22 protein-coding genes, 1 tRNA gene and 1 pseudogene are annotated in these 25411 nt (G+C 58.9%); 13 read left to right on the forward strand and 11 right to left on the reverse strand.

Going from position 1 to position 25411, the window contains the following annotated elements; genetic code table 11:
* Nucleotides 1-58: 58 nt before the first annotated feature.
* From AC0V6M_RS10585 to AC0V6M_RS10600, 4 genes are all read left to right on the forward strand, one after another.
* Nucleotides 59-1105 carry a PhoH family protein gene (locus AC0V6M_RS10585; protein ID WP_486138767.1) on the forward strand — a complete coding sequence of 349 codons (1047 nt, stop codon included), beginning with the start codon at nt 59-61 and terminating at the stop codon, nt 1103-1105.
* 269 nt (nt 1106-1374) lie between these two features.
* Nucleotides 1375-1863 carry an rRNA maturation RNase YbeY gene (gene ybeY, locus AC0V6M_RS10590; protein WP_486139612.1) on the forward strand — a complete coding sequence of 163 codons (489 nt, stop codon included), beginning with the start codon at nt 1375-1377 and terminating at the stop codon, nt 1861-1863.
* A gap of 32 nt (nt 1864-1895) precedes the next feature.
* Complete coding sequence (locus AC0V6M_RS10595) at nt 1896-2831, forward strand: hemolysin family protein (RefSeq protein WP_486138768.1); 936 nt, start codon at nt 1896-1898, stop codon at nt 2829-2831.
* 81 nt (nt 2832-2912) lie between these two features.
* A complete protein-coding gene (locus AC0V6M_RS10600) occupies nt 2913-3797 on the forward strand; it encodes a LysR substrate-binding domain-containing protein (protein ID WP_472645598.1) in 885 nt (294 codons plus the stop codon).
* Nucleotides 3798-3822: 25 nt separating this feature from the next.
* Here AC0V6M_RS10600 and AC0V6M_RS10605 read toward each other — a convergent pair whose 3' ends face one another.
* The 7 genes from AC0V6M_RS10605 to AC0V6M_RS10635 all read right to left on the reverse strand — a co-directional run bounded on the left by AC0V6M_RS10605 (nt 3823) and on the right by AC0V6M_RS10635 (nt 8322).
* Nucleotides 3823-4701, reverse strand: a complete 879-nt coding sequence (locus AC0V6M_RS10605; RefSeq protein ID WP_486139613.1) for a lysophospholipid acyltransferase family protein — start codon at nt 4699-4701, stop codon at nt 3823-3825.
* Between the two features lie 37 nt (nt 4702-4738).
* On the reverse strand, nt 4739-5161 hold the full coding sequence (locus tag AC0V6M_RS10610; RefSeq protein ID WP_472638410.1) for a Fur family transcriptional regulator: 423 nt from the start codon (nt 5159-5161) through the stop codon (nt 4739-4741).
* Between the two features lie 217 nt (nt 5162-5378).
* On the reverse strand, nt 5379-5813 hold the full coding sequence (locus AC0V6M_RS10615) for a Ros/MucR family transcriptional regulator (protein WP_486138769.1): 435 nt from the start codon (nt 5811-5813) through the stop codon (nt 5379-5381).
* 98 nt (nt 5814-5911) lie between these two features.
* Complete coding sequence (locus AC0V6M_RS10620) at nt 5912-6424, reverse strand: GNAT family protein (RefSeq protein ID WP_486138770.1); 513 nt, start codon at nt 6422-6424, stop codon at nt 5912-5914.
* Nucleotides 6421-7044: a tRNA (adenosine(37)-N6)-threonylcarbamoyltransferase complex dimerization subunit type 1 TsaB gene (gene tsaB / locus AC0V6M_RS10625; protein WP_486138771.1), complete on the reverse strand. Its 624-nt coding sequence runs from the start codon at nt 7042-7044 to the stop codon at nt 6421-6423. The genes AC0V6M_RS10620 and tsaB overlap by 4 nt, the downstream gene beginning before the upstream one ends.
* A gap of 67 nt (nt 7045-7111) precedes the next feature.
* Nucleotides 7112-7720 (reverse strand): malonic semialdehyde reductase, encoded by a 609-nt coding sequence (locus AC0V6M_RS10630; RefSeq protein ID WP_486138772.1) that lies wholly within the window; start codon nt 7718-7720, stop codon nt 7112-7114.
* 23 nt (nt 7721-7743) lie between these two features.
* Complete coding sequence (locus tag AC0V6M_RS10635) at nt 7744-8322, reverse strand: NifU family protein (protein WP_486139614.1); 579 nt, start codon at nt 8320-8322, stop codon at nt 7744-7746.
* A 147-nt stretch (nt 8323-8469) separates the two neighbouring features.
* Between AC0V6M_RS10635 and AC0V6M_RS10640 the strand changes: the two genes are divergently transcribed.
* From AC0V6M_RS10640 to AC0V6M_RS10670, 7 genes are all read left to right on the forward strand, one after another.
* Nucleotides 8470-11526: a M16 family metallopeptidase gene (locus AC0V6M_RS10640; RefSeq protein ID WP_486138773.1), complete on the forward strand. Its 3057-nt coding sequence runs from the start codon at nt 8470-8472 to the stop codon at nt 11524-11526.
* A 212-nt stretch (nt 11527-11738) separates the two neighbouring features.
* Nucleotides 11739-13112 carry a class II 3-deoxy-7-phosphoheptulonate synthase gene (locus tag AC0V6M_RS10645; RefSeq protein ID WP_486139615.1) on the forward strand — a complete coding sequence of 458 codons (1374 nt, stop codon included), beginning with the start codon at nt 11739-11741 and terminating at the stop codon, nt 13110-13112.
* Between the two features lie 183 nt (nt 13113-13295).
* Nucleotides 13296-14357 carry a GGDEF domain-containing protein gene (locus tag AC0V6M_RS10650; protein WP_486138774.1) on the forward strand — a complete coding sequence of 354 codons (1062 nt, stop codon included), beginning with the start codon at nt 13296-13298 and terminating at the stop codon, nt 14355-14357.
* A gap of 147 nt (nt 14358-14504) precedes the next feature.
* Nucleotides 14505-15788, forward strand: a complete 1284-nt coding sequence (gene egtB / locus AC0V6M_RS10655) for an ergothioneine biosynthesis protein EgtB (RefSeq protein WP_486139617.1) — start codon at nt 14505-14507, stop codon at nt 15786-15788.
* Nucleotides 15789-15803: 15 nt separating this feature from the next.
* Nucleotides 15804-16790 carry an L-histidine N(alpha)-methyltransferase gene (gene egtD / locus AC0V6M_RS10660; RefSeq protein ID WP_486138775.1) on the forward strand — a complete coding sequence of 329 codons (987 nt, stop codon included), beginning with the start codon at nt 15804-15806 and terminating at the stop codon, nt 16788-16790.
* Between the two features lie 64 nt (nt 16791-16854).
* On the forward strand, nt 16855-17805 hold the full coding sequence (locus tag AC0V6M_RS10665) for an NAD(P)/FAD-dependent oxidoreductase (RefSeq protein WP_486138776.1): 951 nt from the start codon (nt 16855-16857) through the stop codon (nt 17803-17805).
* A 67-nt stretch (nt 17806-17872) separates the two neighbouring features.
* Nucleotides 17873-18550, forward strand: coding sequence for a retropepsin-like aspartic protease family protein (locus AC0V6M_RS10670; protein WP_486138777.1), 678 nt, complete (start codon nt 17873-17875; stop codon nt 18548-18550).
* Between the two features lie 72 nt (nt 18551-18622).
* Here the strand turns inward: AC0V6M_RS10670 and AC0V6M_RS10675 are convergent.
* Both AC0V6M_RS10675 and yghU read right to left on the reverse strand, forming a co-directional pair.
* A tRNA-Gln gene (locus AC0V6M_RS10675) sits at nt 18623-18697 on the reverse strand.
* Between the two features lie 90 nt (nt 18698-18787).
* Nucleotides 18788-19643 (reverse strand): annotated as a pseudogene (gene yghU / locus AC0V6M_RS10680) (glutathione-dependent disulfide-bond oxidoreductase).
* A 230-nt stretch (nt 19644-19873) separates the two neighbouring features.
* On the opposite strand from yghU, the gene AC0V6M_RS10685 reads away from it, so the two are divergent.
* The gene (locus AC0V6M_RS10685; RefSeq protein ID WP_486138778.1) at nt 19874-21949 is read left to right on the forward strand and encodes an NAD(+) synthase; all 2076 of its coding nucleotides are present in this window, start codon (nt 19874-19876) and stop codon (nt 21947-21949) included.
* A 75-nt stretch (nt 21950-22024) separates the two neighbouring features.
* Nucleotides 22025-24325 (forward strand): methyl-accepting chemotaxis protein, encoded by a 2301-nt coding sequence (locus AC0V6M_RS10690; protein ID WP_486138779.1) that lies wholly within the window; start codon nt 22025-22027, stop codon nt 24323-24325.
* A 223-nt stretch (nt 24326-24548) separates the two neighbouring features.
* Here AC0V6M_RS10690 and AC0V6M_RS10695 read toward each other — a convergent pair whose 3' ends face one another.
* Both AC0V6M_RS10695 and AC0V6M_RS10700 read right to left on the reverse strand, forming a co-directional pair.
* Nucleotides 24549-24932: a hypothetical protein gene (locus AC0V6M_RS10695; protein WP_486138780.1), complete on the reverse strand. Its 384-nt coding sequence runs from the start codon at nt 24930-24932 to the stop codon at nt 24549-24551.
* 86 nt (nt 24933-25018) lie between these two features.
* On the reverse strand, nt 25019-25402 hold the full coding sequence (locus AC0V6M_RS10700) for a hypothetical protein (RefSeq protein WP_486138781.1): 384 nt from the start codon (nt 25400-25402) through the stop codon (nt 25019-25021).
* Between the last annotated feature and the right edge of the window lie 9 nt (nt 25403-25411).

Below are 25411 nucleotides of genomic sequence, written 5' to 3' on the forward strand. Positions count from 1 at the left end.
ATCGCGCGCATCTGGCTTACCTTCACGACTCAGGCAATTGGCACAGACAAAGGATCCTATGGGCCGCAGACCTTCTGATACAATCGATCCGGCCGCATTGCCCGGTTCCATCAATGCTGATGATGCATCGGCGTCCGATGCCCAAGGCGCGAAGGCAGAGCTGAGCTTTGAAAACCAGTCGTTGCTCGGCCCCTTGTTTGGACAGTTTGACGCCAATCTGGTGCAGGTCGAGAACCGACTGAGTGTGATGATCCATGCGCGCGGCGATAAGGTCCTGATCGAAGGGCCCGCGGACAATGTGGCGCGGGCAAGGGAAACGCTGACCACCATGTATGACCGCCTGGCTCAGGGTCAGGAGCTGGATGCTGGCGCGATTGAATCGCTGATCGCCATGTCGCACGAACCCACGCTGGAGGGGATTATCTCAGGCGAAGAGAAGAACCCGCCGATTATGATCCGCACCCGGCGCAAGACGATTGTGCCGCGCTCGGCCAATCAGATCCCCTATATGAAGCAGCTCTCGCGAGATGAGCTGATTTTTGCGCTTGGCCCGGCGGGCACGGGCAAGACCTATCTCGCGGTGGCGCAGGCGGTCAGCCAGCTAATTTCCGGCAGCGTCCAGCGATTGATCCTGTCGCGGCCAGCGGTGGAAGCGGGCGAAAAGCTTGGCTTTCTACCCGGTGATATGAAGGAAAAGGTCGATCCCTATCTGCGCCCGATTTACGACGCGCTGTATGATTGCATGCCGCCGGAACAGGTGGAACGCCGGATCGCCAGCGGCGAGATTGAGATTGCGCCGATTGCCTTCATGCGTGGGCGGACTTTGGCCGATGCCTTTGTGATTTTGGACGAGGCGCAAAACACGACGCGTGAGCAGATGAAGATGTTCCTCACGCGGTTTGGCCAGAACAGCCGGATGGTGATCTGCGGCGATCCGCGCCAGGTCGATATTCCCGGCGGTGATCGCATGTCCGGCCTGGCCGACGCGGTTGACCGGTTGGAGGCTGTGGACGGCATTGCTGTTACCCGCTTCACCGCGGCAGACGTGGTGCGGCACCCGATCGTTGGCCGCATCGTCGAGGCCTATGAAGGGCCGGGTAGTTAGCACAAATAGTGCCATTTTTTACGATCATACTCGAGCACGAGGGCGGGACTTACATCGAGCAAGTTGATGCAAACGGGCCGCATCAGGCTATTGATGTGTGGCAAGCAAAGCTTGCAGCCAAGCAGTGTGACTGGGCACATGCCGCCGGACAATTCTCAAGTTTGGAATTGGTCCATTTAGATGGACTCACAAATGCTTGGTCCTTGAGCACATTAATCGGAGATGAGCTTAGCTTAATCAACATAATTCAAACCGAGAGGGGTTAGCTGATTCATCTCGACATGGACATTGAAGGTTGGCCTGCTGGCGAGTGGGAGGCGCTTGCTGAGCGTGTGGCGGAAGCAGTACAAGGCGTGACCGAAGAACTCGCTAATCCGCGCCTCAACGTCAGCCTGCTGTTCACCAATGACGCAGAGGTGCACGCGCTCAATCGCGAATGGCGAGACCGGGACAAGCCGACCAATGTGCTGAGCTTTCCCATGCTGGCACGTGAAAATCTGTTGGCGCTCGCGGATGACGGCCCTCCAGAAATGCTCGGCGATCTTGCCTTAGCGCATGAGACTTGCGCGCGCGAAGCGGCGGACAAGGGTATCAGCGTGGAGCATCATACCGCGCATCTCATCACCCACGGCCTGCTGCATCTGGCGGGATATGATCACGAAACGTCCGACGAAGATGCCGACGCAATGGAGGCTCTGGAAATTGCAATCCTTGCAAAAATGGGTATCGCAGACCCATATGCTACGCCCAGCACTTAAGGAGCACTCCCGCGAAGGGCCCAAAACTGACAATGCCCGATTCTCAATCCCCCGCCGGAGACGCGGACAGTAGCAGCGGCGTCCTCAGCAATCTGGGGACCGCATTTCGAAAACTCATCGGCGCCGGCGACGGCGATCGGTCTTTGCGCGCGCAGCTTGAAGACGCGATCGACGAGCACGAAGACGAAAACCACGATGAAGACCGCGAGGACAGCGGCAATGGCAATGGCGATCTTTCGCCGGTTGAGCGCCAGATGCTGCGCAATTTGCTGCATTTCAGTGAGCATGACGCCGATGATGTCGCGGTTCCGCGCGGCGAGATCATAGCGGTTGATGCCTCGATCGGCTGGGAAGAGCTGGTCGCGAGCTTCAGCGAGAACGGCCATTCACGCATGCCTGTCTATCGCGAAACGCTCGATGAAGTGATCGGTATGGTGCACATCAAAGACGTGTTCCCATACCTTGCCAATGGCAAACCGCCGCCCAAGGATTGGACGACCTTGATGCGTCAGCCGATCTATGTGCCGCAGGTGCGCGGCGCGCTCGATGTGCTGGCCGACATGCGCGCGCGGCGAGTGCACCTCGCGATTGTGCTCGATGAGTTTTCCGGGACTGACGGTCTCATTACGATTGAGGATTTGGTCGAGGAGATTGTTGGCGACATTGAAGACGAGCACGATGAGACGCCAGAGGCACTGATCGTCGCGATTGGCGAGGGCATGTGGGATTGCGATGCCCGCGCGGAGCTCGACGATGTGGCTGAGCTGGTCGATCCGCAACTCGCCGAGGTTGAAGAATCGGTCGACACATTGGGCGGGCTCGCCTTCGTCTTGGCAGAGCAAGTGCCATCCGTCGGCACGCGGTTGGAACATCCCAGCGGCTGGCGGATTGAAGTGACAGCGGCGGATGAAACACACGTCAAACGGCTGCGTCTGCACGCCCCGGAACGTGAGGAAATAACAAGCTAGCTAAGAATTATTCGCAGTTAGTTCGATTTTTTGCATCTTTTCTGCTGGTCATGCGTAGCTCCTTATAACAAGGAGTTAGACATGCCATCCCGCCGACTACCCCCACTTCGCGCACTTGAAGCTTTCATGCGAACTGTGCGCCTTGGTTCAGCCCGTGCTGCTGCTGAAGAGATCGGGCTTAGCCCGTCCGCTTTGTCGCGCCGGATCAGCAATCTGGAAGAATTCGTCGGCAAGAAGCTGTTCACGCGGGCGCGCCAATCCATGCAACTGACCGATGAGGGGCAGGCGTTTTACGAGGCGGTGAACCCGCATCTGGAATCGCTCGCCCGCGCCGTCGAAAGCCAGTCGGACAATATCTCGCTGCTGCGCCTGCGTCTCGGCGTGCTGCCGCTTTTCGGCAGCCAGCGCCTGTTCCCGAGGCTCGGCGAACTGCGCAAGCGGCACCCTTTGCTGCATATCGACATCGACACTGGCCCGCATCTGGAAGACCGTGTGGGCGACACTCTGGATGCGGCGATCATCCTGTCGCGCGGACCCGACACCGGCCTGCATGCGGTGCGGCTCGACCACAATCTGGTCCATGCGATTTGCAGTAAGGAACTCGCCGCGGCGATTGGCACGAAGGTCGATCAGGAAGCGCTCGAGAAGCAGACCTTCCTGATCCACAACGAGCTACCGGCGAGCTTTGAGGCGTGGAAGAAGGCGCTGGGCATGGAGGATATGGATCCTTCCGCTATCGATCATTACGATTCGGGTCAGCTGATGCTAGAAGCCGCCGCTCAAGGCCTAGGCGTTGCGATTATGCATGATGATCACTTGCGCCGCGCGGCTGACAGCCGCTTGACCGATCTCTACGGCCTCGAGGTTGAAAGCCCATACAGCTATTGGTTTGTGTGCAAGCCAACGGCGCTGGAGCTTCGCCCCGTACGCTTGTTCCACGATTGGTTGGTGCGCGCGGGCCTTTAAGCTCGCGCGGTCTTAGGCGGTTTGCCTAGGCTTGGTTGGCATTCTCAACCGGCTTCTCGCCCTGCGCTTCAGCGATGCGCTGCGCCTCTTCTGGCGCTTCGTAACGGATCGGATCGACGGTGTGGCGGAAATCGCGCAGCGGTTTGCCAAGCGTCTCCAGCAAAGCTTCTTCGATGCGGCGCCGCGCCTCTGCACCAATCTTCTTACGCCCACGGTAATCCTCCGGGCTGAATGGCTCCAGGAAGTTCAGCCGCAGCTTGAATGTGCCGCGCCGTGATAGCACGCGCTTTGCGTTGTTGAGACCGGTTTCATTGCCGATCCAGCCAATTTCCTCGGCCACTTCGCCATAGTCGAGCAAAACAGGCTGGACCATGACGCCAGGCGGCGGCGGCTCCAGCACGCTGAGCATACTCGTCTTAAAAGGGAGCAGGGATTGCCCATCTGTGGTCGTGCCTTCGGGAAAGACGGTTACCGCCCAATTGTCCGATAACGCTTCTTTCAGAGCATTGATCTGCTCTGCTACGCCCATGCGGTGCTCGCGTTTTACAAACACGGTGCGGTTGAGCGATGCGAGCCACCCCACGAGAGGGGCGTCGGCCAATTCTGCCTTTGCAACGAATGCCGTCCCGCAGGCCCCGGCCATTGACAGAATATCGAGCCAAGACATGTGGTTCGCGACGTAAAATACATCGCGCTTCAAATGCGTGCCAACCACTTCCACCCGCGCGCCCGATGCCCATGCGGCATAGCGAAGGAAAAACATCGGGATGGGCGAGCCGTAGGCGAAGATGCGATAGATGTAGTGCAGCGGCACACAGACAATCAGGCCAAGCGCCAACAGGATCGTGCGATATGTTAGCCGGAGCCAGCCGATCGCTGAGAGCGGTGTCGTTTCGCCGCGCATTGCGGCCAGGCGCCGCTCCCGATCGAGCGTTTCGCGTCTAGTCGTCACGAGAGAGGCGAACCCCGTAGAGTTCCATTCGGTGGTCAACCAAGCGATAGCCCAAACGCTCCGCGATCTGGCGTTGGAGCGATTCCACTTCTGGATCGACGAACTCAACCACTTTGCCGGTTTCAACATCGATCAGATGATCGTGATGCGCCTCTGGCACAGGCTCATAGCGCGAGCGGCCATCGCCGAAATCGTGCCGGTCAAGAATGCCGGCTTCTTCAAACAAACGCACTGTGCGGTAAACGGTGGCAATTGAGATCTTTGGATCAATCGCAGAGGCGCGTTGGTGCAGCAGTTCTACGTCAGGGTGATCGTCGCTCTCCGAAAGGACGCGCGCGATAACGCGGCGCTGCTCGGTGATGCGCAACCCTTTTTCAGCGCATAATTGTTCAAGATCGATCTTTTGCTGCACTTGTTACTCCGCCAGCTGTGCCGCCGATATTATTGCTGTGTTAGCCGCTATTTACGCTGTTTCCTTTCGGATAGGCGCGCGGTCAAACCCGCTGTAAAGGTGGAGGGCGGATTGCTCAAGTCAAGCTGCACAAGGACGGGCATAACCTTGTGAGCGCCCCAATGGGAAACCAAGCGGGCCAAAGCAGGAAAAACCAACTCAGGCCCGCTTTGCTCCATTACTTCTTACGGCGACCGCGGCCTTTTACAGCCTTGCGGCCGAGGCCGATCTTTTTTGCAAGGTCGCGGCGTGTTTCTGAATAGCTAGGCGCAACCATTGGATAATCCGCTGGGAGGTTCCAGCGTGCCCGATATTCATCAGGTGTCATATTGTACTCTGTCATCAGATGGCGCTTAAGCATCTTAAACTTCTTGCCATCTTCCAAACAGACAATGTGATCTTTCTTAACAGACGCACGGATCGAAACAGCCGGTTCAGGCCGCACCTCTTCAGGTGCTTCTGCTTCGCCTAGGCCTGAAAGAGCCGTAAATACATTGGTGATGAGCGAAGGCACATCGTCAACAGATACGTCATTATTGCTGACATGCGCAGCCACGATATCGCTGGTGAGCGTTATCAGTGTTTCCTTCATCTCAAGTTGCAAGTCTTCCATTTAGAGTTCCTCGTCTCTTTTTTGTTCGGATTTTTCCGATAAATTCGACATGAACCAGCTCCTCTTACAATGCAACCAACCGAACAGATTGTTCGCAATTAAATCAAGATGAGAAACCTCCAAATCAGCTTTAGATCGCACGCCCGAAAGTAATGGCGTCTACCCGTTCTCCGTTTGTCATGCGGTAATATTTGGGGCGCTCGCCGATCGGTACAAAACCCAGCTTGCTGTAAAGATGTACCGCCGGGTTGCCGCGTCGCATCTCCAGAAAAATCCGCTCTGAACCGCGGTTTTGCGCCGCTTTGAGCAGACTGCTCGATCAATATTTGAGCAAGGCCGCTACCGCGATTTTCCGGATGCACCGCGATCAATAAGAGCTCTTCTTCGCCGGGGGCCGCCCGGGTCAGAACAAATCCGCAGGCGCCCTGGCCGTCGGCATTGCTGCGTTCGTCCAATATCGCACCATTCTGGTCCACTAGCAAAGCATGCGTGTTTGACAGGGTTAGCGCGTCGGTGATTTGGCGGCGATTCCATGCCTCGCCGTATGCTGGATCAAACGCCGCCTCCATCACGGTCATGATGTGATCGATGAAGCAGGTGGGCGCAGTCATTGCGGGGTCCTTGCTGCTTGCGGCTTGGCATCGGGCGCGCGGCCATAGATTGGCGACAGGTCGTTGGTTAGCTTCGTTTCGTGCAGCAAGTTCACCTTGCTAGCATCAGGCAACAGATTGAGCGCGCGCTTGTCGCTAGAAAACATTGCCGCAAGTTCTTCGGCGCGGTTGCCGACAATCGTGTCATGCTCGCAGGCGAGTTTGGCCGCATCTGGGGCGAGCGAGCGAACGTCGTCACAGCCGCCGCCTTCGGCAAAGTTCTGCACGAACCACTCGCCGTGTCCGCCGTTCATGCACACAGTCACGCCGCGCGGGGAGGATTGCCAGGCGCGCACGGCGACCAGCGCCATGGTGGGATAGCCGAGGACTTCAGCTCCCCAAGCAAAGCCGAGCGCGCGGGCGGCGGCAATGCCGATGCGCACGCCGGTAAAGCTGCCCGGGCCAAGCGAGACGAGAATACGTTCCGCGCAGCCCTTGCCCGGCAGTTCAGCAATCATCGGGATCAGCCGTTCGGCATGTCCGCGCCCCAGCACAGCATGCTCGTGCGCGACCAGTTTCGTCCCGTCGAACAGGGCAGTTGAGCAGGCTTCGCTCGCCGTTTCTATCGCTAAGGTGCGCATGGGATTGCGCGATGCCCTAGAGCTGCGCTGCCTGCAAGTCTTAGAAATTGCGGCTCAAATGAAGGCGTCAGATAATTGTGTTGAACTTGCCAAAGTCGGGGCGCGGCGAGCGGTCAAAGACGCTTTCAGGATCGCCATATCCAATCGAGCAAATCCAGTCGGCTTTCATGCGCGGACTGTCGGCGAAGAACTCCGACGTCACACCGTCAAGATCAACGCCGGACATCGGCCCGCAATCAAGCCCAATCGCGCGCGCTGCCAGCATCAGATACGCGCCTTGCAGAGCGGAATTGCGCCGAGCTCCGTCGATCCGGCCTGCCTCATCGCCTTCGAACCAGCTTTTCGCATCGGTGTGTGGGAACAGCTCTGGCAGATGCTCGTGAAAGTCGATGTCATAGCCAATGATGACACAGGCAGGGGCATTGGTGATCTTTGGCTTGTTCGCATCCATCGCATGTTCGGCGAGGCGCAACTTTGCATCAGCTGATGTGCACCAAATGAAGCGTGCAGGGTGCATATTGGCCGAGGTTGGCGCCATTTTCAGCAGATCGTGGATCTGACGGATCTGCGCTTCGCTAACCGGCTTATCTAGCCAGTCGTTATAGCTGCGCGCTTCATTAAACAGCTGGTCGAGTGCGTCATCGCTCAGCACGGTGCCGTGAAATTGCTTGGTCATTTCAGCTCCAAAAGTCTGTTGAATTATGCTGCGCGTACTTCAACGACCTCAGGGACATAATGTTTCAGCAGGCCTTCAATCCCTTGCTTGAGCGTCGCGGTGCTAGATGGGCAGCCAGCGCAGGCACCCTGCAGAGTGAGATAGACAACGCCGTTGCTAAATCCGCGATAGGCGATGTCGCCTCCATCGCCCGCCACTGCTGGGCGAACGCGCGTTTCGAGCAGTTCGTTGATCGCGGCGATGATCTCTGCGTCTTCTTCCGATTCTTCGACCACATGCTCTGTGTCCGCTGGAACCGAGATGTCGCCCGCCGTTGCGGCATTGAACAGCGGAGCCTCTGACACGAAGTGATCGAGCAGAATGGCCACCACTTGCGATTTGAGCGATCCCCAATCCGCGCCGGGAGCCGCCGTGACGGTCACAAAATCGCTGCCGAAGAACACGTTGATCGTCTCACCCGTGTCAAAGATCGCTTGGGCAAGGGGGCTGGCCTCTGCCGCTTCAGGGCTGGAAAATTCGCGCGTACCGGCGGTCATCACTGTCCGGCCAGGCAGGAATTTGAGGCTGGCGGGGTTCGGAGTGGTTTCGGTTTCTATGAACATGCTGATGTATTTAGGGTCGCTGCAAAGCCGCCACAAGGCGTAGTCGCGCTCAAACCTGATAATAAAACCGCACAAAATGACGCACAATCGCGTCTTATTGCGCAGCATTCACTATCCCTTCACACGATGCTTGCCTATATTCCGCCGATGAACGCGATTTTCCGGGCGCCCAAGGCCCTTCTCCTGCTTGCTGCTACGGCGGCTTTGACATTCCCAGCTACGGCGCAAAATATAGAGCCCAACAGCTCTGACGGAGCGCCGCCTGAGGCGATCAGCGTGCCGAGCGCTGATCCGATCATTCCTCAGCCGAAAAAGCTGCAAGGGGCGGATGAAGTCCCGTGGCTCTATGAAAACAGCAATGTTCCGGTCGACCGTGAGTGGTTGTTCGGGAAAATGGACAATGGCCTGCGCTATGCCGTGCGCAAAAATGGCGTGCCGCCCGGACAGGTTTCGATCCGCGTGCGGATTGATGCAGGCTCCTTGCACGAGCGTGATTCTGAACAGGGCTATGCACACTTGCTGGAGCACTTGTTGTTCCGTGAGAGCAAATATCTGGGCCAAGCGAAAGCGATTGAAACGTGGCAGCGATTGGGGGCGACCTTTGGCAGCGATGCCAATGCGGAAACCAGCCCGACGCACACCGCCTATAAACTTGATCTGCCGGGCGTAACCCGTGGGAAACTGGCGGAGAGTTTCAAGCTGCTCTCAGGCATGATCAAATCGCCGGTGCTGAGCGATGAGAATGTCGCGGCGGAATTGCCGATTGTGCTCGCTGAAAAACGCGAGCGCGGCGGCGCGGCGGAGCGCGTGGGCGAGTTTACCCGCTCCGTGTTGTTTGCAGGTCAGCGTTTGGCCACCCGCGCACCGATTGGCACTGAAGAAACCTTGCGCGGGGCGAATGGCGCCAAGGTGCAAGACTTCTACAACCGTTGGTATCGCCCAGAAAATACCGTGATTGTTGTTGTCGGTGATGCCCCGCCAGAGGTTTTGGCGGGCCTGATCGAGCAATGGTTTGCCGATTGGGAAGGGACTGGTGAAGCTGGTGTTACGCCAGATTTTGGCGATCCCGTGCCGCCAGCAGATGCGGCGAACACGCAAAGCGAGAGCGGTCCGATTGGCGAGGTCGGCGTAATGGTAGAGCCTGATCTGCCGCGCAGCCTGACTTATGCCGTGATGCGCCCTTGGCGGCAGGTGGAAGACACTATTGTTTATAACGAAGGGCTGATGATTGATGCGGTTGCGCAAGCGATCATCAACCGTCGTTTGGAATCGCGCGCGCGCTCTGGCGGCAGCTATCTCTATGCGCAGGTTCAACAGGACGATGTCTCGCGCTCAACCGACGCGACCTTTGTGACTTTCGCGCCGCTATCCGAAGATTGGGATGCTGCGATGACTGATGTGCGCGGTGTGATTGCCGATGCGCTGGAAAGCGGCCCGACACAGGAAGAGATCGACCGCGAGGTCGCCGAATTCGACATCGCTTTCGCCAATCAGGTGGAGCAGCGCACAGTCATCGCCGGGTCGAACCTGGCCGACACTCTGATCAATGCGGTCGATATTCGCGAGACCACCGCTTCTCCCGAAGTGGTGCTGGACGTGTTTCGCGGCACGAAACCGCGCTTCACGCCTGACGAAGTGCTCGCCGCGACGCGCAAGCTGTTCCAAGGCGACGTTGTGCGCGGCATCTATGTGACGCCGTCGGCTGGTGAAGCGGATGAGGGTGCGGTTCGCGTCGCGCTGGAACGCGCCGCTACCAGCGATGGCAGCTCGCGCCTCGCCGCCAGCACTGTGTCGTTTGACGAGCTTCCCGCCGTTGGCGAGCCGGGCACGATTGCCTCGCGCGCTCCGATTGGCCTGCTCGATATTGAGCAGGTCGATTTTGACAATGGCGTTCGCGCGCTGCTGTGGTCGAACAATGCAGAGCCAGGACGCGTCGTCGTCAAGGTTCGCTTTGGCGCTGGCTACCGCGCATTTGATGATCAAACAGCGCCCTACGCCGCATTAGGTACGACCGCCTTGGTCGGCTCGGGCCTTGGCGAATTGGGGCAGGAAGAGCTCGACCGTTTGGCAACGGGCCGCAAGCTCGGCTTTGAATTCCAAATCGATGATGCGGTCTTCACCTTCACCGCGCGCACGCGCTCTGCCGATGTGGCCGATCAGCTGTATCTGTTCGCTGCAAAGCTGGGCATGCCGCGCTGGGATAAAGACCCGGTGATCCGCGCCCGCGCTGCGGCTCAGCTGGCGTATAATGCCTTTGCCACCAGTCCCAATGGCGTGATCAACCGCGATCTTGAGTACCTGCTCACCAATCGCGATCCCCGCTTTGCCACGCCTGATCCCGATGCTCTGGCTAATTTGACGCCAGAGGGTTTCCGCGAAGTGTGGGAGCCGCTGTTGTCGCAAGGGCCGGTTGAGGTTCTGGTGTTCGGCGAGTTTGACCGCGATGCGACGGTGGAAGCGCTGCGCACCACCTTTGGCGCGCTCGATGCGCGCGATCCGGTACCTGCTGATGTTGCTGCGCGCGTACCGGAATTCCCGGCTGGCGCTGGCGAGACGACGGTCCTCAATCACCGCGGTGACAAGAACCAAGCCGCGGCTGTGATCGCTTGGCCAAGCGGCGCGGGCGTTCAAAGATTGCGCGAGTCCCGCCAGCTTGAAATCCTGATCCAAGTCTTCAACAACCGTTTGCTTGAGGCGATGCGAGAGCGCGCTGGCGCAAGCTATGCGCCGCAGATCCTCTCCAATTGGCCGACCGATTTGGAAAGCGGCGGTACGATCACCGCGCTCGCACAATTGCAGCCGCAAGACGTGCCCGTTTTCTTCAGCGAGGCTGATAAAATCGCGCGCGATCTCGTCAACACGCCGCCGACCATGGAAGAGCTCGACCGGGTGACCGAACCGCTGAGGCAATTGTTCAGCCGCGCATCCACGGGCAACACCTTCTGGCTTTACCAGCCGGAAGGCGCGACTACGGATCGCCGCCGCATTGCTTTGCTGCCGAGCCTGCTCAACGACTACTCGCAGACCACGCCTCAGGTGATGCAAGTGCTCGCCGGGCGGTATTTCGGGCGTCAGCCTGGGTGGCGATTGGCCGTAATTCCTGAGGGCACCGAACTGGCCGAGGCTTTGCCAGTGCCAGCGAGTGAGGGCACTCCGGCGGCCGCTGCCGCGCCTGCGCCGCGTCCTGAGGTAATCGGGCGATAGCGGTAGGCCGGGCGCTTTTTAGGCGGTTTTTTGCCGCCTTAGAGTGTCCACCAATCGGTTGAAGCGATCACAGCGACGCGAAATAATGTTGTCGCTGGAGCTATTGCGGCTTTACACATGTAACCTAGGGGCGATAACGGCGCTCCCTACGGGCGAGAGCATTCGGCAGTACCGCCATGCCCCTCGCTACAATTTTGGAAGAAGAATTCGACGTGTCAAACAATTGGTCCCCCGAAAGCTGGAAGTCCCACGAAGCAAAGCACTTGCCGAAGTATGAGGACCCGTCCGAACTGGCTGAGGCTGAGGCGACATTGGCGGCCTATCCGCCGTTGGTGTTTGCCGGGGAAGCGCGCGCGCTCAAATCAGACCTGGCGGACGTCGCCAATGGCAAGGCGTTCCTGCTGCAAGGCGGCGATTGCGCTGAGAGCTTTGCAGAGTTTCACCCGAACAACATTCGCGACACCTTCCGCGCGCTGCTGCAAATGGCGGTGGTGCTGACCTTCGCCAGTAAGCATCCGGTGATCAAAGTCGGCCGGATGGCGGGCCAGTTTGCAAAGCCGCGCTCCTCCGACACAGAGACGGTCGGCGATGTGACCTTGCCGAGCTATTTCGGTGACAATATCAATGGGATCGAATTTGATCCGGTCCAGCGCCGCAATGATCCCGGCCGGATGGTGCGCGCCTATTCTCAGGCCGCGGCGACGCTCAACTTGCTGCGCGCTTTCGCGGGCGGCGGCTATGCCAATCTGCGTCAGGTCCACCAATGGACGCTCGACTTTATGGGCCGTACGCCGTGGACGACTAAGTTCGCGCAAATGGCGGACCGCATCGGCGAGTCGCTCGATTTCATGGAGGCCTGCGGCGTTGATCCTGCGACAGTTCCGCAACTCCAGGGCACCAGCTTTTACACCAGCCACGAAGGCCTGCTGCTGCCGTATGAGCAAGCGCTCACTCGGCAGGACTCGCTGACCGGTCAATGGTTTGCGACCAGCGCACACATGCTGTGGATTGGTGATCGCACCCGCTTCCCGGGCAGCGCGCATATCGAATTTGCGCGCGGCATTGGCAATCCGCTGGGTATGAAATGTGGGCCAAGCCTGGAGCCCGATGCTCTGATCGAATTGCTCGATATCCTGAACCCATCGCGCGAAGCGGGCCGGATCACGCTGATCTCTCGCTTTGGCCATGATAAAGTCACCGAAGGCCTGCCGAAACTGGTCCGCGCAGTTGAGCGCGAAGGTCATCCGGTGGTGTGGAGCTGTGATCCGATGCACGGCAATGTCGTGAAGTCTGAAACCGGGTTTAAGACGCGGCCATTCGACCGTATCCTGACTGAGGTGAAGGGTTTCTTTGACGTGCACCGCGCAGAGGGCACGCATCCGGGCGGCATCCATATTGAGATGACCGGCCAAGACGTGACCGAATGCGTCGGCGGCGCGGTGGCGATCACCGATGAGCGCCTGGGCGATCGCTATCACACACATTGCGATCCGCGCCTCAACGCAGAGCAATCGCTCGAGCTGGCGTTTTTGCTGGCTGAGATGCTTAATCAAGAGGTTGTTGGACGCCAAGCCAACGCGGCTTAATCGCGCGGCATTCTAAGCCGAACTGCCTTATTTCAATGCGGCGGCGAGCGTTATGCTTACTGCGCGGTAAAACGCACGCCTCCGTACATTAGGTAAAAACCCGCATGCCCAACCCGCCAAGCGGTTGACGCTTTCCCGCTAACGCCTGCAAATTATGGATCGAGGGCACATCACGGGGCCGGTATGTTGACCGGGGAAGCAGGGAACAGCGCGCTGTTTGCCGTCTGCATCCTATTGGGTGTGTTGGCGATGGTGTTTGTCATCGCCACAGTGAATGCCCGCCGCGAGACCCGCTTTGCCGCGCGCATTGCACGCGAACGCGGCGAACGCATGAGCGAGCTGTTGCGCACGGTCCGCATGGCGGAAAACATCGGCGACCTGGGTATCTGGCAATATGATCCTTCGAGCGGCGCGCAGCAATGGTCCGATGGGATGCGCACACTGTTTGGCATGGCGAAAGATGAAGAGTTCATCGAGGGCGACGCAGAAACTGTCCTGTTCGCCAATGACATCGACCTTGTTGGTCAAGTCACCGCGCGGGCCAAAGAAGTTGGGCCTTACGAGCTGCACTATGACATTCACGGTTATGACGGCATGCCGCGCTCGATCTCGGTTCAGGCATGCAATCTGCACAATGCCTCTGGCGAGGTCGCGCGCGTTGTCGCGGTGGTGCGCGATGTGACCGACCAGGTTCAGCGCGAACGCAAACTGGAGCGTTCTCGCGTATCGGCTCTGCAAGAGGCGAGCGTTGCCCGCAAGCTCGCTGAAACCGATCCACTGACCGGGCTGGCCAATCGCCGCCGGGTAATGGCAGTGCTGGATCAACAAGTGGTACAGCACCAGAAGAGGGGCGAGCCGCTCTCGCTGATCCTGTTTGATATTGATCACTTTAAGTCGGTGAACGACACCTATGGCCATCCGCATGGTGACCGAGTGCTGCAAGAGGTGGCGAAAATTGCGATGGAGCAAGCGCGCGAAGGCGATGTTATTGGCCGGGTAGGGGGCGAGGAATTTGTCTGGATCGTGCCGGGCGCTGACAATGCCTATACCCGCATCATCTCAGAGCGTTTGCGGCTGGCGATTTCGATGGGTACAGCGATTGGCGAGAAGCCTCCAGTGACGATCAGCGTTGGCTTCACCAGCCTTGTTGCCGGCGATTCGCCGCTCAAATTGTTCGCCCGCGCGGATACGGCTTTGTATGATGCAAAGGGCGCAGGGCGCAATCGCGTGCGCATGGCAGCTTAAGCATCGCGGAGAAGTGTGCTTGCAACCTATTGTTGCGGGCTGTGCCTTTCAATTTTCCCAAGTTTCGGGCATTGCGCCATTGCTGAGCGATTGGAAACGCTCACAAATTGGGAGGCGCGCGTGCCGCTGACATCGCCGGAACACCCAGTGCACAAGGCGAAGCCTCGCCCCGATCTGAATGAGCGATATTGCTCTACCCGAGCGCTGATGGAGGCATTAACCGAGCGTTTGTCCGATGCCGATGCAACGGTGCAATCCATGGAGGACGCCTCGCCAGCAAAATGGCATCTGGCGCACACCAATTGGTTTTGGGAGACGTTCCTGCTACGCGATTATGCGCCGGGATACACGCTCTACAACGAAGATTGGCCGTTCCTGTTTAATTCGTATTACGAGGCGGAAGGGGAGCGGATCGCGCGCTTTTCCCGCGGGGCGTTGTCGCGCCCGACGCTGGATGAAATCCGCGATTGGCGCAGAGCTGTCGACCGCGCGATGGAGCCGCTGATCGGTGACCCAGAGCGCGCTGATCTGATCGCTTTGGGCATTGCGCATGAGCAGCAGCACATCGAATTGCTACTGACCGATATCAAGCACGCATTGTTCCAAAATCCGCTCGGTCCCGCAATGTGGGATGGCGCGCCAGAGGCCGCGATGTCGGCGGGCGGTACGGGCGGCGTGGCCGATGCGGGTTGGAATGAGCATCCCGGGGGCATTGCTCTGATCGGGCATGACCATAACGAGAGCGCCGACTTTGCGTTCGACAATGAGGGGCCGCGCCACCGCGTCCTGCTGGAGCCGTTTGCCATGTCGCGCCGGCTGGTGACGAACCGGCAGTGGGACGAATTTATCGCCGATGGCGGCTACACCACCGCGTCTTTGTGGCTATCCGACGGCTGGGCTTGGGGGCGGGAAAACGGCATCACTGCTCCGCTCTATTGGCGTGAGCGCGGCGGCGCGGGCGAGCATTTTACCCATCAAGGCTGGCAGCCGCGCGATCCCGATGCGCCGGTCACCCACATCTCTTATTTTGAGGCGGATGCCTTTGCCAGTTGGGCGGGAATGCGCCTGCCAACCGAGTTCGAGTGGGAGGCGATTGCGCGCGGCCAAGACGGGGAGGGCAGCGCGCCTGCGCATGATGCCTCGTCCGGCAACCAATTGGACGGCGCTCATGCCCCGGCTCAGCATGGCGGAGAGGCGCTGTTTGGCGATTGCTGGCAATTCACGCGCTCTGCCTATTTGCCATACCCCCGCTTTGCGCCCGCAGGCGGCGCGGTGGGCGAATACAATGGCAAATTCATGAGCGGTCAGTTCGTTCTGAAGGGCGCCGGCTGCGCCACCGTGCGCGGCCATTCGCGCGCGTCCTATCGCAATTTCTTCTACCCGCATCAGCGCTGGCAATTCACCGGTCTGCGCCTTGCCAAAGATCTTTAGGCCCAAGGATAATTGATGAGTTCTCAAGAAGGCATTGCGCTCGTGAACCGCGATGATGATGGAGTGGATACCGCGTTTCGCAGCGATGTTCTGGCCGGGCTGTCGCAGCCGCAAAAGGCGATTTCTGCGCGCTGGCTGTATGATGATGCCGGATCGCAATTGTTCGAAGACATCACGCAGATCCCGGAATATTATCCGACCCGCGCCGAGACCGAGATTTTGCGCGAGCGAGGCGCAGAATTTGCCGAACTGATCGGGCCGGGCCGGGCAGTGGTGGAATTTGGCTCGGGCAGTTCGGTGAAAACGCCGCTGCTGCTCTCTGCAATTGAACCCAGCGCCTATGTCCCGCTGGACATCTCAGGCGATTTTCTGCGCGCGGCGGCGGCTGATCTGGCGGCGAAATTTCCCGGCCTGCCGGTCCATCCGGTAGAGGCGGATTTTATGCGGCAAGTTGCACTGCCCGATGCGGTCGCTGGCTTGCCGAAACTCGGCTTTTTTCCCGGCTCGACGATTGGCAATATGGTGCCGCGCACTGCGGTCGATTTGCTGCGTAATATGCGCGAGACATTGGGTGAGGGCGCGCGCCTGCTGATCGGTATGGATCTGATCAAGGATCGCGGAGTCTTGGTCGATGCCTATGACGATGCCGCCGGGGTGACGGCGGATTTCAACCTCAACCTGCTGCGAAGGGTCAACCGCGAGCTCGGCAGCGATATTCCGACGCAAGCCTTCGCCCATGAGGCGCGCTGGAACGATGATTTTGCGCGCATTGAAATGCATCTGGTGGCGCAGAGCGATCTCGACTTTTCCGTTTCAGGCACCGGCTTTTCGATGACGCGCGGCGAGACGATCCACACCGAAAACAGCCACAAGTTCAATCGCCGCACAGCAAACATGCTGCTGCTCGCGAGTGGATGGGAGCCGCAGCAGCGCTGGCTCGACAGCGAAGAGCGTTTCTCCCTGATCCTGGCCGAGGCGAAGCCGCCAAAATCCGCGCCTTAAACGTTTTCTCACAAACCCCTCATTTCCTTCGAAACCGAAAGGCGCGCCCGCGCGTTACCCCGCTATGGCACACTCAATAGAAACCGTCGCAATCATCGGCGCTGGCATGGCTGGGCTTAGCTGCGCCGCGCAATTGGCGGCGGCGGGCAAGCAGGTCGTGATCTTTGACAAAGGACGCGGCCCCGGTGGACGCATGGCTGCTCGGCGCGCAGAGATTGCGGGCGAGACGGTCAGCTTTGATCACGGGGCGCAGTTCTTCACCGCGCGTGATCCCGCCTTCAAAGAGGCCGTGCGCGAGTGGCAGGAAGTGGGCGTGGTCGCGCCTTGGCCAGCGGCGGGTGACGATGCCTTTGTCGGGACGCCGGGCATGAATGGCCCGATCCGCGCGATGGGCAGTGCGCTTGGCGTTGAGTGGAGTACGCGGATCGAACGTCTGCATCGCGATGGTGATTGTTGGAAGCTGGAGACAGATGACACGAGCTTTGTCGCAGATGCGATTGTGTGCGCGGTTCCGGCGGAGCAAGCGAGCGTTCTGCTGTCTGAAGTCGCGCCAGAGCTGGCCGCCGCCGCATTGCAGGTGCAATCCGCGCCGTGCTGGGCCGTGATGGCGGCGTTTGGCGAGAAGATTGGTATTGAAGCGGACTGCCTGCGCGATCCCGAAGCGGGGATCTCTTGGGCTGCGCGCAATTCGGCCAAGCCTGGGAGGACCGGCGAGGAATGCTGGGTGCTGCACGCCAGCCCAGAGCGCAGCCGCGAAGTGCTCGATCGGCCTAAGGAGGAAGTGGCCGAGATTTTGCTCGCCGATTTCTTCTCGCAGATTGGCGTGGCTCTAGCGGTGCCAATCCACTTAACCGCTCACCGCTGGCTGTATGCGATGGCTGAGCCAGTCGCGGGTGAACCGGCGCGCTATGACGGGGACAAACGGATCGGCATTGCCGGGGATTATCTGCACAGCCCGCGCGTTGAGGGTGCGTTTCTGTCAGGCCGCGCCTTGGCGGCAAAAATGCTCGGCTAGAACTGATGGCGGCGCGAGCGCGCTCGTTCATGGAAAAGCACAGCAATCGCGCTTATGTTTAGGGGCAATGAGTCTCGACAACCTCTTGTCCAACATTTCTGGCGCGTTCACCGCCGTTCCGCGCTCGGAATTGCTGATGCTGGCGGTGGCAGCGGTGATGGCCGGAGTGCTCGGCTCACTGATGATCCGCCGCGAGGTGGCGTTCGGCAAGTTCGTGCGCGCGGGCAGCACTTTGGTGCTGGTCGGCATTCTTTGCACCGTCATCATTCAGCTCTCCCGCTTTGATCCGCGCATTGAGGTCGCCGTGCCGCAGCTTGGCCTGCCTCAGCAGGTGGTGGAGGGCGGGGAGACCCGCATCCCGATCAGCCAAGATGGACACTTCTGGCTGCGCGCGGAGCTGAACGGAGTGCCTGCCAACTTTCTGGTCGACACCGGCGCGACGCTAACCGCGATATCGCAAGCTTTGGCGGACCAGGCGGGGATAGAGCCGCGCACGGGCGGGCTGCCGGTGACTATTGGCACAGCGAACGGACCGGTTGAGGCGTCTCTTGGCACAATTGACGAGCTGCGCTTTGGCAATGTGGCTGCGCGCGGGCTTGATGTCGTGATCGCGCCTAGCCTGGGCAACACCAATGTGATCGGGATGAACCTGCTGTCGCGGCTCGCATCATACCGCGTCGACAATCAGACCAATGAGATGATCCTGGAGCCGAACAATCCGCAGGAGCCATTGGAGCTGCGCTGAGGCCTGTGCAAAAGGCGTGCGTTATGGGCGCCGGGTTTTAGCACTCAGTTTCAATGATTTGGGTAAGGAAAATGGCTGGGGTGGTAGGGATCGAACCTACGAATGCCGCTACCAAAAAGCGGTGCCTTACCACTTGGCCACACCCCAGCAGAGCGCGCTATATAGCGCCGCCATTTTATATGTGAAGGGGCGCAAGGCACATTTTTGCCTGTGCGCCCCTTTTATCGCTTCAGCCGGTCAGATTGCCTTGCCTTCGAAGTCCGCAGCAGAGTGACGCTCTAGCAGCTCGCTCGTTTTCCTCGCCCCAGGTCTTGTTGACGATCCGGCCGCGTTTTACCGCCGGACGGGCCGAGATTTCCTCCACCCAGCGGGCGACGTTCTTGTACTCATCGATCGACAGGAAGGTCTTGGCTTCATTGTAGATTTTGCCTTCGACGAAAGGCGCAAGCCACGGATAATTGGCCATGTCTGCGATGGTGTATTCATCGCCGCCAAGGAAGCGGCTTTCGGCCAAACGCTGGTCTGCAACATCGAAAATCCGCTTTGTTTCCATCGCATAGCGATTGATCGGATATTCGTATTTCTCCGGGGCATAGGCGTAGAAATGGCCAAACCCGCCGCCGATGAACGGCCCGGTGCCAACCTGCCAGAACAGCCAGCTCATCACCTCTGCGCGCGCAGCCGGATCGGTCGGCAGAAATGCGCCGAATTTCTCCGCAAGGTGCACTAAAATGGCCGCCGATTCGAACACGCGGAACGGTTTGTCGCCGCTTTTGTCGAGCAAGGCTGGGATTTTCGAGTTTGGATTGATCTCCACAAAGCCGCTGGTGAATTGCACGCCTTCACCGATGTTCACGGTGTAGGCGTCATATTCTGCGCCCGTGTGGCCCGCCTCAAGCAGCTCCTCCAGCATGATTGTGGCCTTCACCCCGTTGGGCGTCGCCAGCGAGTACGGCTGAAATGGATTGTCGCCTTGCGGCAATTCCTTGGTTTCACGCGCGCCCGCGGTTGGGCGGTTGATACTGGCAAACCGTCCGCCATTCTCGGTGTCGTTGGTCCAGACTTCTGGCGGGGTGTAGGTGGGATCGGCCATTCTATGTGCTCCTTAGCTGGGAGGGGTGTGTCGTTCTGACCCGTGTTTCATGAGGTGGGGGATGTCTGCGCCGGGCGCAACCATCGTTGATGCGACGGCGGGTTCATTTTCATTGCTAGCCAGAATAGCGAAACTTTGCGTTCGCTTTTGCAGCATCATCTCTCATGCCTTTGATGCGCGGTGATAAACCGCTAAAGGGTCCGCCAGACACCAATTCGGAGCGTGCCCACGTGACAGCCAGCAGCCATTCTTTTTACGACATGCACAGCCACGGGTTTGTGCGCGTGGCGACAAGCACGCCGTGTTCGCGCCCGGCCGATGTGGCTTACAACACCGCTGGGGTGATCGCCGAGGCGAAGAAGGCGCATGCGCAAAATGTCGATTTGGTGGTCTATCCAGAGCTGACTTTATCGTCCTATGCGATTGATGATCTGCTGCTGCAGCAGGCTTTGCTGGTCCGGGTGGAAGAGGCGCTGGGCGAGGTGATCGAGGCCTCACGCGATCTTTCGCCTGTGCTGGTGATTGGCGCGCCGCTGAAACGCGGGGACAAGGTTTACAATTGTGCCGCGGTGATTGCGAATGGCGAATTGCTGGGCGTGATCCCGAAAAGCTATCTGCCCAATTATCGCGAGTTCTACGAGAAACGCTATTTCGCGCATGGGCGCGGCTGCGAAGATCTATGGATCGCAGTGAACGGCGAAGAAGTTCCGTTCGGCACGGATGTGGTCTTTGCCGCGAGCAACCTGTCCGGTTTCACCTTCGGCGTGGAGATTTGTGAGGACTTCTGGGCACCCAATCCGCCGGGCACGATGGCCGCGCTCGCCGGGGCTCAGATCTTGTGCAATCTTTCCGCTTCGCCGATCACGATTGGCCGAGCGGATGATCGCCATTTGCACTGCCGATCAAGCTCGGCTCGGTCGATTTGTGCCTATGTCTATTCGGCCAGCGGCCACGGAGAAAGCACCACTGATCTTGCATGGGATGGGCAGGGCGTAATTTACGAGCTCGGCGGATTGATGGCGGAAAGCACGCGCTTCGATCTGGAGCCGGAGCTGTGCGTGGTCGATATCGACACCCAGCGGATTGCGGCCGAGCGCGTTCGTAACCAAACCTTTGCCGATGCAGCAGAGGCGCATGGCCGGCCAGAGGACAGCTATCGCCGGATCGTGTTCGACCATGCCGGTGTTGCTGAGGATGGCGCGCTCGATAAGGGCCTGATCCGTCCGGTTCGCCGCTTCCCATTTGTGCCGAACAACGCAAAGACACTGGACGAGGATTGCTACGAAGCGTTCAACATTCAGGTCGATGCCCTGATGCGGCGGATCACCGCGACCCATGCCAAGTCTTTGATTATCGGCATTTCCGGCGGGCTCGATAGCACCCATGCGCTGATCGTAGCGGCGAAAGCCTGCGACCGGTTGGGGATGCCGCGCACCGCCATTCGCGGCTACACCATGCCCGGCTTTGCCACCTCTGACAGCACGAAGTCGAACGCCTGGAAGCTGATGGAGGCGATGGAAATCACCGCTGAGGAGATAGACATTAAGCCAGCGGCTACGCGGATGCTTGAGGATATGAAGCACCCGTTTGCGGGCGGTGAGCCGGTCTATGATGTGACGTTTGAGAATGTTCAGGCCGGATTGCGTACGGATTATCTGTTCCGCTTGGCCGGGCAGCATTCCGGCTTTGTCGTGGGCACTGGCGATTTGTCAGAGCTGGCGCTGGGCTGGTGCACATACGGCGTTGGCGATCACATGAGCCATTACGGCGTGAACGCGGGCGTGCCGAAGACGCTGATCCAATATTTGATCCGCTGGACGATCCAGACTGAGCAATTTAGCAATGCCTGCAGCGATGTCTTGGGCGCGGTGCTGGACACGGAAATCTCGCCAGAGCTGGTGCCTGCGGGCGAAGATGGCGCGATCCAAAGCACAGAGGAGCGGATTGGGCCGTATGAGCTCAACGACTTCTTCCTCCACCACACCATCCGCTATGGTCAGCGCCCATCCAAGGTTGCGTTTCTGGCCTATCACGCGTGGCGCGATGCGCAGGCGGGCAAATGGCCCGATGGTTTTCCGGAAAATCGCAAGAACGAATACGACCTTGCGGCGATTGCCGGATGGCTGGAAAGTTTCGTTAAACGCTTCTTCGCTTTCAGCCAGTTCAAGCGCAGCGCCTTGCCCAATGGGCCAAAGGTCAGTTCGCAGGGCGCATTGTCGCCGCGCGGCGATTGGCGCGCGCCGTCTGATGCGGTTGCCGATGTGTGGCTGGAGGATCTGAAAACCGGGCTTCCCAGCGGGAAATGATGACTAACTCGCCGTTAACTTGTTCTTAGCCGCTCATGAGTAAAACCCCGAAAAGAAAAGAAGTTGGGGTGAGAAATGGCAATCGAGATATGGCTGGCGCTGGCATGCGTGCTAGTAGCTGGAATGCAGATCGGTTTCCTGTTTTTAGAGGCCGGATTTGTCCGCTCTAAGAACAGCATCAACGTGTCGATGAAGAACCTCGCGGACTTCGTCGTCGCGGTTCTTGTATTCCATATCTTCGGTGCCGCAGTCATGTTTGGTGGTGGCTTTGGCCTCATCGGATTTGATACTGGCCTGCTCGGCTATTCGGGCGAAGGCTCAGTCACGCTCTTCCTCCTTTTCCAGGCTTTGTTCTGCGGTACGGCGGCCACGATCGTATCTGGCGCGGTGGCAGAGCGCATGCGCTTTTCCGCCTATATTCTGATGACCTTGCCGCTGACGGCTGTGATCTATCCGATGATTGGCCACTGGGCCTGGGCGAGCTATCTCCCCGGCGGCAGCGGTGAGGGCTGGCTGCAACAATTGGGCTTTATCGACTTTGCTGGCAGCAGCGTCGTCCACCTTGCGGGCGGCGCCGCGGCGCTGGGCATTTTGCTGGTAGTTGGTGCGCGCGATGGCCGCTTTGATCGCCTCGAAAGTGTAGATGGCGAAGGCGACGACGCCATGCGGGCGATCCACGGCCATAGCCCGATCCTAACCGGCGGCGGCGCGCTGATCCTGCTTGTAGGTTGGCTCGGCTTTAACACCGGCACTCTGGAGCCGGGCAGCGATGATTTCGCGCGCGCATTGTCCAACACTTTGCTGGCCGGTTCAGCCGCGGCCTGCGCCGCTGCGGTCGCGGGTTATTACCGCGATGGCTATTACCGCGCCGACAGAATGATCAACGGCCTGCTGGTCGGGTTGGTGTCGATCACTGCCAGCGCGCCTTACGCGTATTCCTTGGGTGCGATTGGCGCTGCTGCGTTGATCGCCGTGGGCAGTGTGTTCTTTGCCGATTGGCTGGAGCGCACGCACCGCGTCGATGATGCGGTTTACGCGGTCAGCGTGCACGGATTTGGCGGCTTCTTTGGGACATTGGCGGTGGTTTTTATTGTGCCAGCAGACCGCCTGGCTCATGGGTTTTTCACGCAGCTTGGGGTTCAATTCCTCGGAGCATTCAGCATTGGCGTATTCGCCTTTATGACGATGGGCGTCATCGCAAACGCCATGCACAGTCGCGGCAAGTTGCGCGTGCCGTTGGAAGACGAACGGCGGGGGCTCAACCTGTCGGAACACCGCGCGTTGCTAGGCAATGCGGAACTGTCGCGGACTTTGAACAAAATCAACAGCGGCGACGCTGATCTCAGCACGCGCCTTGATGTCGACCCATTTGAAGAGGGCGGCGATATTGCCGAAGAACTGAACGCCTTTCTCGACCGGGTGCAGGCCACCGAACAGATCGCCGCGGACAAATTGCGGGCTGAGCAAAACGAGCTTGCGAGTATGGTCACGCGGGAGCGTGATCGTGCAGACAATACGACCAAGGCTTTGCGCGAATTTCAGACAAACTTTGCCGCACTCGTTCAGCAATTGAATGCTCAGGCAAGCGACCTTGCGACCGGATCGGAGCGCCTTGCCGCTCACTCGCACGAATCCGGTGAGCAGGTTGATCATGCGAGCGCTCAGGCCGATGCAACGCTGAGCATGGCGGAACAAATGGCCAAGGGTGCACAGGTCCTTAGCGAGACCTTGGAGCTGGTTGGAACGCGCGTTGCAGATGCCAATGCAGCCGCGACCCACGCCGATCAAGCGAGCGATCGCGGCGCGCAAATTGCCGGCCAGCTGGAACTGTCGGCAAAGGAAATCGGCAAGCTGGTGGCGATGATCAAATCGATCTCGGATAAGACCGGATTGCTCGCTCTAAACGCCCGGATCGAAGCCGCGCGCGCCGGTGAGGCGGGCAAGGGCTTTTCCGTGGTGTCGAGCGAAGTGGCGCAATTGTCTAAGCAGACGCAAGAAGCCTCGAGCGAAATCTCAACAATCGTTGGCTCGCTGTCTGAGCTGATTGGCGAATCCATTGCGCAGTTCCGCGCGATTGACGCGTCGATTGAAACCGTCGGCGAAATGGCCGCAGTGGCCGCAAGCTCGGTCGAAAAACAGCGCACAACCAGCGCAGAACTCTCTGGATTGATCGACGGGGTTCGCCGCAAGGCCTTGGACAGTGGCAGCGCGGTTGCACAAGTGTCAGAGAACTTTGCGCAAGCGAGCAAGACGATCGATAAGATCGACAACAGCTCTGGCCAATTGGAAACCTTGGCGACCCAGATCGACCGAGAGGTTGAAAGCCTGCGTCAACGCTTCTCAGACGATGGCTTGTCAGCGGAACCAGCTGAGTAATCTGCACAGCGCTTTAAGCGCAGACGCACCCGACAAGACGACGGTCATCCTGTGCGCACCCTAGCAAATTGAAGATTTGTGTCTCAGCTCTTTGATTGATGTCAATTCAAAGCAGAGCACTCTGGCTGATGTGATGCGCAGTCGAGACGTAAGCGCATGTTTGCGCACAATCAGAAGGTCAGTGCTTTAAGGACCAGGCTGGTAGCTGGTCTCCTTGGCCGGATCAGCGATTAGCGCGTAGCCAAGTCAGCGCTTCGGCTTTGTCATCGAAAAACTCGACATCCAAGCCTTCGCTCAGGCGTTTGTATTGCAGTTTGGCGAGCGGAGATGCGCCAAGAATAGCGATACGTTTCAGGCCGAATTTTTCCGACATGACCAGATGTTCGCGGATGGCTTCGGCCGTTTCGCGGTCTTGCGGTAAAAAGCCTGTGAAATCGACCAGGGAGTAAATTGGTGAGCGTGCTTTCACCAAAGGCAAAGCCACCTCGTTCACCTCATCGAAATAGGTTTGGATCGTCTTTATGTCCCAAAACCCGCTAACGACGGAATGGGTTTCACAGTGCTGCTCTAGCAGTGCGACCGTGTGAACTGGTTTGTTGTCTGTCATGATGTCTTCCTACCATAACTGGATAGCTTGCTGTCGAAGCTATCGGTCAAATCTGCCAATGCCGATATTCTGAGGGCACTTGCTAATCAACGATCCGCGCGCAGCCAAACCAGACCGTCGGCCTTATTATCGAAAAACTCGACTTGCAGACCTTCGCTCAAGCGCCGGTATTGCAGTTTAGCCAGCGGAGATGCGCCAAGAATGGCGATGCGTTTTAGTCCGTGCTTTTTCGAGACCAGCAAATGTTCCCGAATTGCGTCTCCCGTGCCCCGATCTTGCGGCAAGAACTCGGTAAAGTCGACAAGCGCATAGATCGGCTTCCTGGCCACAAGCATCGGCATTGAGGCTTCGTTCAAGTCGTCAAAATAGGACTGAATCGTGTCAGTGCTCCAGAAGCCACTGATAGAAGTATGCAATTCGCAGTACTGCTCATGCGTTTCAGCGGAGTGTGCAGGGTCATTGCTTGTCATAGATTGGAG

The organism is Erythrobacter sp. JB3-1, assembly GCF_057364995.1.